The sequence below is a fragment of the Vibrio sp. TRT 17S01 genome (genome assembly GCF_050113695.1).
GTDB lineage: Bacteria > Pseudomonadota > Gammaproteobacteria > Enterobacterales > Vibrionaceae > Vibrio.
The window spans coordinates 450,362-467,369 of sequence record NZ_JBNJOG010000002.1; the positions used below are offsets into that span (position 1 = coordinate 450,362).

Annotated in this window: 12 protein-coding genes; 8 read left to right on the forward strand and 4 right to left on the reverse strand. The window is 44.9% G+C overall.

Annotated elements, in window-relative coordinates; genetic code table 11:
* The first annotated feature begins 2 nt into the window (after nucleotides 1–2).
* The 8 genes from ACQEXS_RS05255 to ACQEXS_RS05290 all read left to right on the forward strand — a co-directional run bounded on the left by ACQEXS_RS05255 (nucleotide 3) and on the right by ACQEXS_RS05290 (nucleotide 11,611).
* Nucleotides 3–1,028, forward strand: coding sequence for an ABC transporter permease (locus ACQEXS_RS05255; RefSeq protein WP_367987284.1), 1,026 nt, complete (start codon nucleotides 3–5; stop codon nucleotides 1,026–1,028).
* A gap of 2 nt (nucleotides 1,029–1,030) precedes the next feature.
* On the forward strand, nucleotides 1,031–2,014 hold the full coding sequence (locus tag ACQEXS_RS05260; RefSeq protein ID WP_367987285.1) for an ABC transporter ATP-binding protein: 984 nt from the start codon (nucleotides 1,031–1,033) through the stop codon (nucleotides 2,012–2,014).
* A 33-nt stretch (nucleotides 2,015–2,047) separates the two neighbouring features.
* Nucleotides 2,048–3,040, forward strand: a complete 993-nt coding sequence (locus tag ACQEXS_RS05265; protein ID WP_367987286.1) for an ABC transporter ATP-binding protein — start codon at nucleotides 2,048–2,050, stop codon at nucleotides 3,038–3,040.
* A gap of 77 nt (nucleotides 3,041–3,117) precedes the next feature.
* On the forward strand, nucleotides 3,118–4,842 hold the full coding sequence (locus tag ACQEXS_RS05270) for a glycoside hydrolase family 9 protein (protein ID WP_427013060.1): 1,725 nt from the start codon (nucleotides 3,118–3,120) through the stop codon (nucleotides 4,840–4,842).
* 2 nt (nucleotides 4,843–4,844) lie between these two features.
* Entirely contained in the window at nucleotides 4,845–5,720 is an 876-nt protein-coding gene (locus ACQEXS_RS05275; RefSeq protein WP_427009860.1) for a BadF/BadG/BcrA/BcrD ATPase family protein, read from the forward strand.
* A gap of 9 nt (nucleotides 5,721–5,729) precedes the next feature.
* On the forward strand, nucleotides 5,730–7,643 hold the full coding sequence (locus ACQEXS_RS05280; protein WP_427013061.1) for a beta-N-acetylhexosaminidase: 1,914 nt from the start codon (nucleotides 5,730–5,732) through the stop codon (nucleotides 7,641–7,643).
* A 94-nt stretch (nucleotides 7,644–7,737) separates the two neighbouring features.
* Entirely contained in the window at nucleotides 7,738–10,143 is a 2,406-nt protein-coding gene (locus ACQEXS_RS05285) for a GH36-type glycosyl hydrolase domain-containing protein (RefSeq protein WP_427013062.1), read from the forward strand.
* A gap of 55 nt (nucleotides 10,144–10,198) precedes the next feature.
* Nucleotides 10,199–11,611, forward strand: a complete 1,413-nt coding sequence (locus tag ACQEXS_RS05290) for a phosphoglucomutase/phosphomannomutase family protein (protein ID WP_427013063.1) — start codon at nucleotides 10,199–10,201, stop codon at nucleotides 11,609–11,611.
* A gap of 79 nt (nucleotides 11,612–11,690) precedes the next feature.
* On the opposite strand, the gene ACQEXS_RS05295 is transcribed toward ACQEXS_RS05290, so the two are convergent.
* The 4 genes from ACQEXS_RS05295 to ACQEXS_RS05310 all read right to left on the reverse strand — a co-directional run bounded on the left by ACQEXS_RS05295 (nucleotide 11,691) and on the right by ACQEXS_RS05310 (nucleotide 16,996).
* Complete coding sequence (locus tag ACQEXS_RS05295) at nucleotides 11,691–12,719, reverse strand: ABC transporter ATP-binding protein (RefSeq protein WP_427009856.1); 1,029 nt, start codon at nucleotides 12,717–12,719, stop codon at nucleotides 11,691–11,693.
* Nucleotides 12,719–14,344: an ABC transporter permease gene (locus ACQEXS_RS05300; RefSeq protein WP_427013064.1), complete on the reverse strand. Its 1,626-nt coding sequence runs from the start codon at nucleotides 14,342–14,344 to the stop codon at nucleotides 12,719–12,721. The genes ACQEXS_RS05295 and ACQEXS_RS05300 overlap by 1 nt, the downstream gene beginning before the upstream one ends.
* Before the next feature lie 98 nt (nucleotides 14,345–14,442).
* Nucleotides 14,443–15,456, reverse strand: coding sequence for a Fe(3+) ABC transporter substrate-binding protein (locus ACQEXS_RS05305; RefSeq protein ID WP_427013065.1), 1,014 nt, complete (start codon nucleotides 15,454–15,456; stop codon nucleotides 14,443–14,445).
* Between the two features lie 310 nt (nucleotides 15,457–15,766).
* A complete protein-coding gene (locus ACQEXS_RS05310; RefSeq protein ID WP_427013066.1) occupies nucleotides 15,767–16,996 on the reverse strand; it encodes an ammonium transporter in 1,230 nt (409 codons plus the stop codon).
* Nucleotides 16,997–17,008: the final 12 nt, after the last annotated feature.

Below are 17,008 nucleotides of genomic sequence, written 5' to 3' on the forward strand. Positions count from 1 at the left end.
TCATGAAAGAACTATTTAAACTTATTCTACGTAACTCTATTGCACGCGTTGGTCTAGTTATTGTTAGCTTGTTCTTGTTCATGGCAGTGGCGGCTCCACTCGTCACTAAGCATGCACCAGACAAGCGTACTGGTAACCCACATGAATACCCTTCTTTCGTGGTGAAATCAGCACAATCAAATCCAGATGGTTGGGTAGCAAAAAATCTAGCTGATGATCGCCGCACACTCATCATGTCGAAAAAAGCGGACCACGTCCTTGGTACAACTCGTATGGGCCGCGACGTATGGTCTCAGCTGGCTTATGGTGCTCGCGTTTCACTAGCCGTCGGCTTCGGTGCTGGTATCACTGTATGTTTCCTAGCTACCGTTATCGGTATTTCTGCTGGTTACTTTGGTGGTCGCGTTGATGACGTGTTAACAGCTGCAATGAACATCATGCTGGTTATTCCACAATATCCATTATTGTTTGTTTTGGCCGCTTTCATTGGTGAGGCAGGGCCACTAACCATAGCCATTATCATTGGTTGTACCTCCTGGGCGTGGGGCGCGCGGGTTATCCGTTCACAAACCCTTGCGTTGAGAGAGAAAGAGTTTGTGAAAGCCGCAGAAGTTCTTGGTGAGTCTTCTTTCCGTATTATTTTTGTTGAGATTCTTCCAAACCTAATCCCAATTGTTGGTGCGAGTTTTATCGGTTCAGTTATGTACGCCATCACTATGGAATCCATTATTTCGTTCCTAGGTCTGGGCGATCCGAACACCATTAGTTGGGGCATCATGCTTTACAATGTTCAAACCTCTTCTTCTATGTTGATCGGCGCTTGGTGGGAATTGATTGCTCCATGTTTAGCACTAACATTCCTTGTTACTGGCCTTGCTCTACTGAACTTTGCAGTAGATGAAATTGCGAACCCACAGCTTCGTTCTCACAAAGGTATGAAGCGCTGGAAAAAGCTTGCACAGCAAGACAAAAATGAACGTGAGCCAGAACTACCACCTCAAAATGCACTTTGGAGCGGAGATAAATAATTATGACTGCACCACTAATTTCTATCCGCAACCTTTGCGTTGACTACATTACAGATGCGGGCGATGTCCGTGCCTGTAATAACGTAAGTTTTGACCTAGCCCCTGGAGAAGTCTTTGGCTTAGCTGGCGAATCTGGCTGTGGCAAATCGACCGTTGCTTTCTCATTGATGCGCCTACATAAGCCACCAGCATTTATTACCGGAGGTGAGGTGATCTTCAATGGTGAAGACATCTTGAAATACAGTGACGAGCGCATGCAATCGTTCCGATGGAGCGAAATGTCAATGGTATTCCAAAGTGCAATGAACGCACTCAACCCAGTTCTAACCATGGAAGAGCAGTTCTGCGATGTTATTATGCGCCATACCAACATGACGCGTGAACAAGCAAAACGTCGTGCTGAAGGCTTGTTAGAAATAGTCGATATCCACCCTAGCCGATTGAACGACTACCCTCACCAATTCTCTGGGGGTATGCGTCAGCGCCTAGTGATCGCAATTGCACTCGCACTTAACCCTAAAATGATCATTATGGACGAACCAACTACAGCACTTGATGTTGTGGTCCAGCGTGAAATCCTACAAAAGATTTATGCTTTAAAAGAAGAGTTTGGTTTCTCGATTCTTTTCATCACTCATGACTTATCGCTTATGGTCGAATTCTCAGACCGTATCGGCATCATGTACTCTGGTGAGCTTATCGAGGTCGCCCCATCAAAAGAAATTTTAACTAGCCCATATCACCCTTACACAAAAGGGTTGGGTAGCTCATTCCCTCCATTGACTGGCCCTAAAACCAAGTTGACAGGGATCCCTGGTAATCCACTTAACCTTCTGGAAATTCCTCAAGGTTGTCGCTTCCAAGCCCGTTGTGACCGTGTTCATGAAGCTTGTACCAGAGTCCCAACTAAGCTTCGTGAAATCGAGCCAGGTCGTTTATCTAACTGCCATTTATATGGCGAACCTATTGCCCAAGCAAAAGTGTAAAAGCAATAACGTATAAAATTACTGGAGGCAATTATGAGCAAAGAATATGGAGAACTACTCATCGAGGGTAAAAATGTCGTCAAAGACTTCCCGTTGAATAGTAACTCGTTAAAGCAATCAAGAATGCGTGCAATTAATGACGTATCTTTCAAAATGTACAAAGCTCGCGGGCTTTCTGTGGTAGGTGAATCCGGTTCTGGTAAATCTACAACAGCAAAAATGATTGCAAAGATGTATGCACCAACAGCAGGCACAATTGAGTACAAAGGTCGTGATATTTTAGACATCACTTCGAAAAAAGATCTGATGCATTACCGCGAAGGTATTCAAATGGTTTGGCAAGACCCGTTTGGCTCACTAAACCCAACACACAATATTTTCCATCATATTGCTCGTCCACTGATCATTCATAGAAAAGTGGATCCTAGCAATAAGAAGGAGTTGGAAGAACGAGTTTATGATCTGCTAGAACAAGTGGGCCTGATCCCGCCAAAAGAAACCGCTGCGAAGTTCCCCCACCAACTTTCTGGTGGTCAGCGCCAACGTGTAAACCTTGCCCGAAATATTGCCGTTGGCGCTGAAGTGGTACTTGCAGATGAACCAACCTCGATGTTAGACGTCTCTATCCGTGCTGGTGTTTTAAATCTAATGGAAGAGATGAAGTTCGAGAAAAAGATGTCGTTACTTTATATCACTCACGACATCGCAACGGCTCGTTACATCGCGGAAGATCTTGCGGTTATGTATGTCGGCCATATGGTTGAATGGGGTGATACTGAAGAAATCATTCATCACCCACAACACCCGTATACTCAGCTACTTGTTTCAGCCGTACCGGATCCAAGCAAATCCATCCACGAGAAACTGAAAGGAAATAAAGGTGAAATTCCACTGTGGACACCTGAATCAGTTGGCTGTCCTTTTGCAGGTCGCTGTCAGCACGCGACGGAGAAATGTCGTGAACGTTTACCAGGCGTGACTCAGCTTTCAGATAATCACTTCGTACGCTGTTACTTGTACGAATAATCACAAACTAAAGCCAGAAGCCCTGCTTCTGGCTCTCTACCTCTAAAAAGAACAATTAGATTATTTCGGAGTTTTGCATGCTGTTACTCACTAACCATATTGGTTATGACCTTTTTGGCCCCAAACAAGCAGTATTAATGGTACAAGAAAGCCAACCCTCTTGTGACGTAGCTTTATTAGTCTGTGCAAATAGCCATCAAACAGTTGCAACGTTGAAAGTGAGTAAAGGGGAGCGTGTTGCAAATTGGCATCAAGGCTATTTTTGTCACATCGACTTTTCTGACATTCAGCAAAGTGGACGCTTCTACCTCAGAGTCAATGAAACTCGTTCAGAAACCTTCGAAATCGCTGAAAACCTATTGATAGACGCCACTCTCTCTGACGTACTGCATTATTTCAAATCACAACGTTGTGGTGGCACTTTCGACAAACAAGACCATCAAGTACCTTTGCTCGGAACACAACAGCTAATTGATGTACATGGTGGTTGGTACGACGCATCTGGCGATGTCAGTAAATATCTAAGCCATTTATCCTATTCGAACTATCTGAATCCTCAGCAAACACCAATGGTCGTTTGGAATATGCTCAAAGCGTTTGAGCTCACTCAGAAAGAGGATAGTTTTGCCCGTTTTACCCAGACTCGCTTAATTGAAGAAGCTTTATTTGGTGCTGATTTCCTTGTCCGGATGCAAAACGAACAAGGCTTCTTCTACATGACGGTATTTGATAAATGGTCAAAGGACATCACACAACGTGAAATTTGTGCGTACGCGACACAAGATGGCCATAAATCTGATGATTACCAAGCCGGGTTCCGCCAAGGTGGAGGTATCAGCATTGCCGCACTTGCTGCTGCAGCGAGATTAGATATCGAAGGTGAATTCAGTCGTGCTCAATATCTTGAATGTGCCGAAAAAGGATACTGGCACCTAAAAGAGCTTAATACCCAATACCTTAATAATGGCGAAGAGAACATCATTGACGAATACTGCGCACTACTAGCCGTAGTCGAGCTATATCGAACCACTTCTCAAGAACGCTATTTGCATGAAAGCCGCATTTGGGCCCAACGACTAGCACAGCGCCAATGCAGTGATAGTAATATCAAACATTTTTGGAGTGCAAACCAAGATGGATCTCGCCCTTACTATCACGCAGCCGAAGCCGGATTACCTGTCATTGCCCTTGCGGAATACATCACAATAGAGCCAGAAGCTAAACGACAAGCTGACTGTTTGGTTGTTATCGAAAAAGCATGTCAATTCGAACTAAATATATCTCAACAAGTGGCAAACCCATTTGGTTACCCGCGTCAGTATGTTAAGCCCATCGACAACGAGAAAAGAACCGCTTTCTTTGTCGCGCATAACAATGAGACAGGATATTGGTGGCAAGGGGAAAACGCACGCTTAGGCTCTCTAGCGACTATGGCGTATCTCATTCAACCTTTGCTAAGCGATCCGAAGCTCAAACATGAATTAACACGTTACGCCCAGAACGCTCTCAACTGGATCTTAGGTCTTAATCCATACGATATGTGTATGCTCGATGGACATGGCCACAACAATCCAGATTACCTTCCCCATCTCGGTTTTTTCAACGCTAAAGGCGGCGTTTGTAACGGCATTACTGCTGGCTTTGAAGATGAAGAAGATATCGCCTTTAACCCTCCAGGGCAAAAAGATGACATGTTGCAAAACTGGCGTTGGGGCGAACAATGGATTCCTCACGGAGCCTGGTATCTACTGGCGATTACTAGCCAGTATTCTCACTACTCTTCTCTACAGGCGGAGGCATAATCATGACAAAATTCTATGTAGGTATTGACGGTGGCGGCACCTCTTGCCGCGCCCGCATACGCGACGAACACGGCACTTTCATCGGAGAAGCCAAAAGTGGCAGTGCAAACATTCTTCTAGGCGTTGACGTAGCTATGCGTTCCATTACCAGCGCCATTAAAGATGCGGCGCAACAAGGTGGCTTGAGTGACGCGGACTTCAATCGAATGCATGTCGGCTTAGCTCTTGCGGGTGCAGAACAAAAATCCGCCTGGCAAGCATTTATGGCGCAGGCGCACCCTTTTGCCTCTATCACATTAAATACGGATGCTTACGGCGCTTGTATTGGCGCTCATAACGGCGACGATGGAGCGATCATGATCGCTGGCACCGGCTCTTGTGGTATCTACCTTGCGAGTGGCCAGCAACATGTAGTTGGCGGACGTGAATTCCCAATTTCCGATCAAGGTGGCGGCGCGGTGATGGGGCTTCACCTGATCCAGCAAGTTTTACTTGCGCAAGATGAAATCGTTGAAAACACCCCACTTGCTCAACATGTCATGGCACATTTCAATAATGACGTTGATTCAGTTGTTGAATGGTCAAAATCAGCATTGCCCCGTGACTACGGTCAGTTTTCTCCAGCTATTTTCCAGTTTGCTCAACAAGGTGATGCTCTCGCAATACAAATGCTCAAACAAACCGCAGCCGACATTGAAATGTTTCTTATCGCATTAAACCGCAAAGGCGCAACTCGCATTTGCTTAATGGGAAGCATTGCAGAGCGGATTTCTGCGTGGCTATCACCACCCGTTCAAAGTTGGATAGTGAGCCCTCAATTTGACGCAATTGAAGGAGCTTTAATGTTTGCTGGCAAGCCAGAGCATAACCTGTATTAGAGGTGCATTATGAGCTATCGTGTTGATCTCGCTGTTTTATCTGAACAAAAGCAATTTTGTCGCTTTGGATTAACGATCCATAATCTCAGCGATCGAGATTTATTCGACTGGAAACTACAGTTCATTATTGATCGCTTTATTCTGCCAGACAGCTTCACCCATGGTGAGATTACCCAAATCGGTAGCTTTTGTACCGTAGTTCCAGAGACAAGTTGCTTACCCGCCAACCAGCACTATTACTGTGAATTTAGTATTGGTACTGCACCACTACGTTTTTATACGGATGGCTTGAAGGATGCACTACTGCTGTCTAATCACGGTAAAGAGCAACATCCAATATCGGTCACCCCTATAGCCTTGGCTTCCCCATTTCGAGAGCGCGAAACCATTCCTTGCGTAGAAAGCAATGCATTGGCGCTTATTCCAAAGCCAAACCATATGGAACAGTTCAATGGTCAATTTGAGCTTTCTACCGATAGCCAAATAACATTGCAGGCAAAACTTGCTGAAAAAGCAGCGACTTGGCTACAGAAAGAATTGGAACGACTTTTTGCATTTGAGACACCATCCATTGGCCAAAGCCATATTCTCTATCGTACCAACCCAACATTGGACGAAGGTGCTTACCAACTTACCGTTGGTGCACCAGGTATCCGATTAGAGGCTGCTTCAAGTGTTGGCTTTGTGCATGCAAGTGCGACGCTACTCCAACTCATTTCATTTAATGAAGATCGCCATACCCTTAGCATTCCCTATATTAAGATCAGCGATACTCCTCGTTTTCGCTATCGTGGAATGATGCTTGATTGCGCACGCCACTTCCATCCAGTCGAGCGTGTCAAACGCCTAATCAATCAACTGGCGCACTACAAATTCAATCACTTTCACTGGCACCTCACTGACGATGAAGCTTGGCGTCTTGAAATCAAATCACTTCCTCAGTTAACAGAAATCGGTGCAAAACGCGGACAAAATTGCGCGATCGAACCTCAGTTTAGCCATCTTGGCTCAACATTAAGCGGTTTCTACAGCCAAAATGAAGTGCGTGAAGTAATTGCATACGCTGCAGAGCGAGGAATCAGTGTTATCCCTGAAATCGATATCCCGGGCCACTGCCGAGCTGCCATAAAGTCATTGCCAGAGATGCTAATCGACCCCAATGACAAGTCACAATATCGCAGTATTCAACATTACTCAGACAATGTACTTTCTCCTGCACTTTCTGGGACATACGAATTTCTCGATAAAGTACTTGAAGAAGTTGCACAACTATTTCCTGCCCCTTGGGTACACATCGGCGCGGATGAAGTTCCTGATGGTGTATGGATTCATAGTCCACAGTGTCAAGCGCTCATGGAAAAACATGGTTATCACAGCGCAAAAGAACTCCAAGGGCATTTGCTGCGCTATGCAGAAAGGAAATTGAAATCGCTTGGCAAACGAATGGTTGGTTGGGAAGAAGCACAACACGGAGATAAGGTCAGCAAAGACACCGTCATTTATTCGTGGTTGAGTGAAGATGCCGCCTTGAACTGCGCCAAGCAAGGTTTCGATGTAATTTTACAACCAGCACAAACAACTTATCTCGATATGGCTCAAGATTACGCTCCTGAAGAACCCGGTGTCGACTGGGCAGCCGTCATCCCATTAGAGAGTGCATATTGCTATGAGCCACTGGCACAAGTACCAGATAGCGATGCACTACGAAAAAGAATTTTAGGAATTCAGTGTGCGCTGTGGTGTGAAATCGTCACCAATCAACAGCGTATGGACTATATGGTATTCCCTCGGTTAACAGCAATGGCAGAAGCATGCTGGAGCCATAAACCACAACGAAACTGGCAAGATTATCTGACTCGGTTAAAAGGGCATTTAGCTTTACTTGACCGACAAGGTATTGAATACCGAAATCCATGGAAATAACAAAAGGAGCTGACAGCACTTGCTGTTAGTAGTTTTCTCTAGCTTTGAAAATTTAGCTGCGAATTTAAGCAGCTTGGTAAAAAGGAAATTAACAATGAAATACGGCTATTTCGATAATGAGAATCGTGAATACGTCATCACTCGACCGGATGTACCGGCTCCTTGGACTAACTATTTAGGTACAGAAAAGTTCTGTACGGTTATCTCACACAATGCAGGTGGTTACTCGTTTTACAACTCTCCTGAATATAACCGTGTGACCAAATTCCGTCCTAACGCGACATTCGATCGCCCAGGACACTATGTATACCTTCGTGACGATGAGACGGGTGATTACTGGTCAATTTCATGGCAACCAGTTGCAAAAAGCTTAGACGAAGCAAACTACGAAGTTCGTCACGGCTTGTCTTACTCTAAGTTCAAGTGTGAATACAGCGGCATCTCCGCGACGAAAACACTATTTGTACCTAAAGGTGAAGATGCCGAAGTATGGGACGTAGTGATAAAAAACACTTCAGACAAACCACGTACCATCAGTGCGTTCTCATTTGTGGAGTTCTCATTCAGCCACATTCAATCTGATAACCAAAACCATCAGATGTCTCTGTACTCTGCCGGCACAGAATATAAAGATGGTGTGATTGAGTACGATCTTTACTACAACACTAACGATTTTGAAGGCTTCTACTACCTAGCATCAACGTTTGACCCAGATTCATACGACGGTCAGCGTGACAGTTTCCTGGGCTTATACCGTGACGAAGCTAACCCACTAGCCGTTGAGCAAGGTAAGTGCTTTAACACTGCGCAAACTTGCTACAACCACTGTGGTTCTCTACACAAGCAATTCACTATTCAGCCAGGCGAAGAAGTGCGTTTTGCTTACATCCTAGGTATTGGTAAAGGCAACGGTGAACGCCTACGTGAGAAGTACCAAGATCTTGCTAATGTAGATGCAGCATTTGCTGGTATAAAAGAGCACTGGAATGAGCGTTGTGACAAGTTCCAAGTGAAATCACCAAACGAAGGTCTAGACACTATGATCAACGCTTGGACACTTTACCAAGCAGAAACTTGTGTGGTTTGGTCTCGCTTTGCTTCATTCATTGAAGTTGGTGGTCGTACTGGTTTGGGTTACCGCGATACCGCGCAAGACGCAATTTCCGTTCCTCATGCGAACCCTGCAATGACACGTAAACGTATCGTCGACCTACTACGTGGTCAGGTAAAAGCGGGTTACGGTTTACACCTATTCGATCCAGACTGGTTCGATCCAGAAAAAGCAGATGTAGCACCATCGAAGTCTCCAACCGTCGTTCCAACACCATCGGATGACGACAAGATCCACGGTATTGAAGACACTTGTTCTGATGATCACTTATGGCTAGTTCCAACTATCTGTAAATACGTGATGGAAACGGGCGAACATAGCTTCTTCGACGAACTGATCCCTTATGCAGATGGTGGTGATGCATCGGTTTACGATCACATGAAAGCTGCACTAGACTTCTCAGCAGAATACGTTGGTCAAACGGGTATCTGTAAAGGTCTACGCGCTGACTGGAATGACTGTCTAAACCTTGGTGGCGGTGAGTCTTCAATGGTGTCATTCCTGCATTTCTGGGCTCTACAAGAGTTCATCGACCTAGCGAAATTCCTAGGCAAAGAAGAAGATGTGACGAAATACACTGAAATGGCAGCAAACGTTCGCGAAGCATGTGAAATGCACCTTTGGGACGACGAAGGTGGCTGGTATATCCGTGGTCTAACTAAAGATGGTGACAAGATCGGTACTGCGCAACAAGCAGAAGGCCGTGTACATCTAGAGTCAAACACACTCGCTGTACTGTCTGGCGCAGTATCACAAGAGCGCGGTGAAAAGGCGATGGATGCGGTAGACGAGAACCTATTCTCTGAATACGGTCTGCACCTAAACTCACCATCATTTGCAACACCAAACGATGATATCGGCTTCGTTACTCGCGTATACCAAGGCGTAAAAGAAAACGGTGCGATCTTCTCACACCCTAACCCATGGGCATGGGTCGCTGAGGCGAAACTTGGTCGTGGTGACCGTGCAATGAAGTTCTACGACGCACTAAACCCATACAACCAAAACGACATCATCGAAAAACGTATTGCAGAACCATATTCATACGTTCAGTTCATTATGGGTCGCGATCACCAAGATCATGGTCGTGCAAACCACCCGTGGTTAACAGGTACCTCTGGTTGGGCATATTTCGCAGTCACTAACTTTATCCTAGGTGTACGTACCGGCTTCGACGGTCTAACCATCGATCCATGTATCCCAACAAACTGGCCTGGGTTTGAAGTCACTCGTCAGTGGTTAGGCGCAACGTACAACATCAAGGTCGAAAACCCAAGCTCAGTCAGCAAAGGCGTCAAATCAATTACGGTTAACGGCAAAGAAGTGGACAGCATTGTTCCTGTTCAAGTTGAAGGCAGTGTTAATGACGTGGTCGTTGTTCTTGGTTAATCGCTAGCAATGAGCCTCTACGGAGGCTCATTCCATTGAATGAAGGATTATCAATATGATCAAATTTGGTACTGGTGGCTGGCGAGCGTTTATCGGCGAAGAGTTCACCAAAGACAATGTCTGCTTAGTTGCCCAAGCTGTGGCAAACATCATCAACAATGAGAAGGTTGCCGACAAAGGTTTCATCATCGGTTATGACCGACGCTTTTTATCAGATAAAGCGGGTCGTTGGTTTGCGGAAGTATTAGCCGCTAACAATGTACCGGTGAGCTTTATCGACAAATTTGTCCCAACGCCGATTGTCATGTTTAAAGCAAAGGAAATGGGCTGTGCTTATTCAGCATGCATTACCGCATCACACAACCCTGCTGATTACAATGGCATTAAAGTCTTCATTGAAGGTGGCCGTGATGCAGATGAAATCATCACACAGAAAATTGAACAGCAAATTGCAACACTAACTGCCCAGCAAGTGAAAAGTGTCGACTTTGAGCAAGCCATCGAGGATAAACTGATTCAGGTCATCAACCCGATGAACGAGTTTGTCGATTCCATTATCGATTTCATCGATATCGACGCGATCAAGAAAGCAAATCTTCGTGTACTAATCGACCCAATGTTTGGTGTAGCTAAAAACGCACTACAAACCGTACTGATCAATGGCCGCTGTGAAGTTGATGTGATCAACGATGGCAAAAACCCTGACTTTGGCGGCTTGATGCCTTCACCAAGTGCTGCAACGCTCTACCGCTTGATGCACTTAGTGGAACAAGAAGGTTACGACATTGGTATCGGTACTGATGGTGATGCAGACCGTTTGGGGATCATAGATGAAAAAGGCAACTTTATTCATCCAAATGAAGTGCTGATCCTATTGTATTACTACTTGCTTGAATATAAAGGTTGGAAAGGCTCTGTTGTACGTAACATTGCCACAACACATATCCTCGACAAGATCGCAGAAGATCATGGTGAGAAATGCTTTGAAGTGCCTGTTGGTTTCAAACATATCAGTTCACAAATGGAAGCGGATGATTCTCTCATCGGTGGTGAAAGCTCTGGTGGCTTAACCATACGCGGTCATATCAAAGGTAAGGATGGCGTCTTTGCTTCCAGCTTATTGGTCGAGATGATTTCAGTCACAGGTAAAAAGCTCTCTGAGCTACTTGATGAGATCTATAGTAAGTATGGCTATGCCTACACTGCCGAAGGAGATTGTAAGTTTAAAGCCACTCAAAAAGAGGCGTTATACAACAAGATCTATATCGAGAAACAACTGCCCGACTTTGAGTATGAAATCGACAAAGTGAGCTATGAAGATGGCGCGAAAGTCTACTTCAAAAATGGCGGATGGGTGATTGCTCGATTCTCAGGAACTGAGCCATTACTGCGTATCTTCGCAGAAATGGCGGACAAAGACACTGCTGAACGTGTTCTTCTACAGGTAAAAGACTTCTTGCAGTTATAGCTTTTACCGCTATCTCAATATGTGACCTATAGGTGAAGAACACTTGCCCGGCTTAATGACAGCCGGGCTTTTTTCATGCTTAAAATGCAAGCACACCCTGCGTTTCTACTTTAACTGCTACAGGTTGACCGATGTTCAGTGGCTCTGAAGAACTTGCGAGTAACTTGTTCCCTGCCGCTTCAATAACATAACGGCAGTGATCACCCATAAACTGTTGTTCTAATACTTGAACACCGCTATCTTCCACAGCACTAAGTTGAACATGTTGAGGCCTTAACAAAAGCTCACAGTGTGCTTCTATATCGATTAGTTTTTGCGCTTTTGCTTCAATTAAGCCAAAGATCGTTTCAAAACTCGATTCAGAAACACGCTTCGCTGCAAGATAGCTTCCTCCACCAAGAAAATCGGCAACAAACTTACTCGATGGTTGATAATAAAGCTGAGTTGCTGTGCCATATTGCTCAATGACCCCGTTATTCATTACAGCCATTTTATCGGCGAACGCAAATGCTTCTTCACGTGAATGGGTAACAAAGATGGCTGTTACACCCTGCTTTTTGAAGATCTTACGAATCTCAGCGATCAGTTCATGACGAACTTGAGTATCGATGTTTGAAAATGGTTCATCCAGTAGCAGCAAGTCTGGCTTGTATGCCAACGAGCGTGCAATCGCGACACGTTGTTGTTGTCCACCAGACAATTGGTGCGGATACCGCTCACCAAACTCATTTAAGTGAACAAGTTCCAGCATTTCTTTAACTTTTTCTGCTTTCTGCTGTTCCGAGCAATCTTTGAGCCCGAAGGCAATATTTTGTGCCACCGTCAAATGAGGAAATAACGCATAATCTTGAAAAATCATGCCTATGTTACGTTTTTCTGGAGGTAACCAATTAGCACCGTCATCAATGGTCATACAATTTAAAGTCATCGTGCCTGAAGCAAGCGGCAGTAGACCAGCAATTGCCTTTAACAACGTTGTTTTACCACAACCACTGGCACCAAGTAGACAAACGATCTCCCCATGTTCAACTTCAAGAGATAACGACTCTAATACCGTTTGGGTGTCATACTGGCAAGAGAGGTTATTGATTGATAATGCACAGCTCATCAGTGAGTTTGCTCCAGTGAACGGTTTACAACAATTAGTGGAATAAGGCCAACCAGCACAAGCAGTACCGCAGGCAAAGCAGCTAGCTCTAAATGCTCATCAGAGGCAAAGTTATATACATAGGTAGCTAGGGTTTCAAAGTTAAATGGTCGCAGAAGTAACGCGGCATTAAGCTCTTTCATTGACTCAATAAACACCAATAGACCAGCAATCAGCGCCCCACGACGAATCAAAGGTAGGTGAACTTTCATCAGCATTTGGTTTGATGTGCAACCCATGGTTCGTGATGCCATATCTAATGATGGGGAAACCTTATTCAAGCTGCTTTCAACGCTACCAATCGCAACAGCAGAAAAACGCACGACCATTGCAAAAATAATAGCAAACATGGAGCCAGAGAAAATAAGCCCTGGTCTTTGCCATTCCATATAAACGGCAAAATCATTCACTGCATGATCCATAAATAACACAGGGACCATCACGCCAATCGCCAATACAGTGCCCGGCACAGCATACCCCATGGAAGAAAGACGCATAAACGCTAAATTACGGCGGCTGGCTTTCAAGCGATAACTGAAGTTCACAACCAAAGCGACCAACACACCAATAACAGCGGCAGACAAAGACACATGCAAACTATTAATTGCGTATTGTTGAAACTCTGCCGTCCAACTTTGTGCAAAGTATTTATAGGCGTAGATACAGAGTTGGGCCAGAGGAAAGATAAATGCAATAGCAACTAACCCCCAGCACCAAAGTAATGCGCCCCACTTCTTCCAACCCGCTAGCTCGTAGCGGAAATCTTCTCGGCTACTGTATTGGCTTTGAAATAGCTTTTGCTTACGACGGCTATAACGCTCTGCACTGAGCAACAAAATTACAATAACCAGCATAATGGCTGAAATCTTTGCTGCGGCAGTCAGGCTAGAGTAACCAAGCCAAGTATCATAAACAGCCGTGGTTAACGTGTTCACAGCAAAGTAACTTACCGTACCAAAATCACCTACGGTCTCCATTGCAACCAGCGATAAGCCAACCGCAATCGATGGTCTAACAAGAGGTAGGGAAATGCGCCAAAAACTTTGCCAAGGTGAACACTTAAGCAATCGAGCCGATTGCAGCAGAGAGACATTCTGTTCCATAAATGCCGCTCGACATAGTAAGTAAACATACGGATAGAGCACCAAGGCTAAAACAATGGTGGCCCCCGTTAAGGTACGAATATCAGGGAACCAATACTCACCAGGCCCCCAGCCAGTGATGTTGCGTAATGTCACTTGGATCGGGCCAGCGAAATCGAACCAGTCGGTAAAAATGTACCCAACAATGTAGCCCGGCATGGCGAGAGGAAGGACAAGCGCCCACTGCAAGATACGTTCACTCGGTAGGCGGCACATTGCCATCAACCAAGCGGTGGGAATACCAAAAATCAAAGAAAGCACCATCACACCAGAAACAAGCATGACAGTGTTGTATGCGTAAGTTGGCATGACGGTCGACATCAAATGTGAAAAGAGTTCGTCCGTTTCGCCAATCGCTGTAAAAAAGATCGCTAAGATCGGCAAAACCAGCAGCAAAGCAAGGCTTCCACTACTGGTTTTCCATACGTAATTATTTTCTTTCATTGCCTAATTACAACAAGGCGCTATGAGAACGTAATATCATCATTAACGCATCTCATATCCTTTAAAAAATGGGGATACATTTATACCCCCATAATCAATTAAAGGTCAAATTTCACTTCATCCAGAAGTTTAACCGCAGCTTCGTGGTGAGAAGCAATTTCATCTAATGAAATGGTATCTGCTTTGAAGTCACCCCAAGAAGCCACTAGCTCAGAACGCTTAACGCCTTCTTTAACTGGGTACTCGAAGTTTACTTCTGCGTACATTTGCTGCGCTTTGTCGCCTGTTAAGAACTCCATTAGTTTCAACGCATTTTCTTTGTTTGGAGCGTACTTCGCCATCGCCATACCAGAGATGTTCACGTGAGTACCTTCCGTTTTTTGGTTCGGGAAGTTGATGTAAACAGCATCAGCCCAAGCTTTTTGCTCTTTATCATTAACCATCTTACCTAGGTAGTAGCTGTTCCCTAGTGAAACGTCACACAAGCCTTCTTTAATCGCTTTCACTTGTGCACGGTCATTACCTTGAGGTTTACGTGCTAGGTTTGCTTTTACCCCTTCCAACCAAGCTTTAGTTTCAGCTTCACCGTGATGTGCAATCATTGAAGACACTAGAGAAACATTGTAAGGGTGCTTACCTGCACGAGTACAAATCTTACCTTTGAACTCAGGCTTTGCTAGATCGGCATAATTGAAATCTTCACCCAACTTACCAACACGGTCACGTGAAGAGTAAACACTGCGCGTACGAGTTGTTAGAGCAAACCACTCATTCTGGTTGTCTTGGTACTGAGCTGGGACATTCTCTTCGATGATTTTACTGTCAACCGCCTGAACTAAACCTTTTTCAGAAAGCTCAGCTAGGCGACTAATATCAACCGTTAAAACCACGTCAGCTGGGCTGTATTCACCCTCTTGAGCCAATTTCTCTGCTAAACCTTTCTTTGCAAATTTAACATTTACTTTGATACCGGTTTCTTTTGTAAACTCGTTAAACATTGGCTCAACCAAGAATGGTTGGCGGTAAGAGTATACGTTCACTTCTTCAGCGGCCATGGCTGCCGGTGCTAGAGTTGCACATGCTAATGCTGAAAGAGTTAGCAGTTTTTTCATGGTTCAATCCTTTAAAATGTGGGAATGATAACGTTTATCAGTTTCGTTATTATATGTATCATAGATTAGATTACAACGTGTACCAGTTCAAAAAGTTGTTTAAAAGGCACTTTTTTGCTCTACCTAAATGTTACAAGCCATTGCAAATACACCTATTTTCCAGAAATGGCACTCACACATTTCATCCATAAGCCTATAGTTGCCTACCTCTGTAAACATAGCACTCACTTCAGCTTCCTCACCTTTTACACCGTTCAAATACCAAAAAGCCCGCGAATTTTCGCGGGCTTTTATCCACATGATTTAGTGGTTATTTGATTGTCACGAACTCAGGGTACGCACCGACACCACAATCGTGCATATCCATACCTTCAAGTTCTTCATCTTCAGAGACGCGAATACCTATCGTCGCTTTTAAAATCGCCCAAACAACCAAGCTGGCACCAAATACCCAAGCAAAGATAACGGCTGCACCAAGAAGCTGAGCCCCGAATGACGCATCGCCATTGCTTAGCGGCACGACCATTAGTCCGAAGAAACCACTTACACCGTGTACTGAGATTGCTCCCACAGGATCATCAATCTTAAGCTTATCTAGAGCAATGATGCTAAACACGACTAGCGCACCTGATACCGCACCAATGGCAACGGCATATAGTGGTGACGGCGATAGCGGATCAGCAGTGATCGCCACCAAGCCAGCTAATGCACCATTGAGGATCATAGTTAGGTCTGCTTTACCCCAAGTCGTCTTACATACTAGTAATGCAGCAATTGCGCCCGCTGCTGCTGCTGCATTTGTGTTTAGAAAGATTTGACCAACTGCTGTTGCGTTCTCAAAATCAGAAACCATTAACTGAGAGCCGCCATTAAAACCAAACCAGCCGAACCACAAAATAAAGGTACCAAGCGTTGCAAGTGGCATGTTTGAACCAGGGATAGGGTAAATTTCACCATTCTTGCCGTATTTTCCTTTACGGGCACCTAGAAGTAATACGCCAGCGAGCGCTGCTGCTGCACCAGCCATATGAACAATGCCAGACCCAGCAAAGTCACTGAAACCCGCTTCAGATAAGAAACCACCGCCCCACGTCCAGTACCCTTCCATCGGGTAAATAAATGCTGTTAGCACGGCAGAGAAAATGAGGAATGACCAAAGCTTCATGCGCTCTGCAACGGCACCTGAAACCACAGACATAGCTGTTGCCACAAATACTACTTGGAAGAAGAAATCCGACTCTAGTGAGTGCTCTGCGCCTTCACCTTGAGTACCAATTAACGCACCAAATGACGGTAGCCAGCCGCCTTCACCATTATCGACATACATAATGTTGTAGCCCACTATCAAGTACATAGTACAAGCAATGGCATACAGACAAATGTTTTTGGTTAAAATTTCAGTGGTATTTTTTGAGCGCACCAACCCTGCTTCTAACATGGCAAAACCAGCGGCCATCCACATGACTAACGCACCTGAAATGAGGAAGAAAAAAGTGTCTAGTGCGTAGCGTAATTCGGTTACTGTCGTCGTTAATTCCATAATCAATACTCC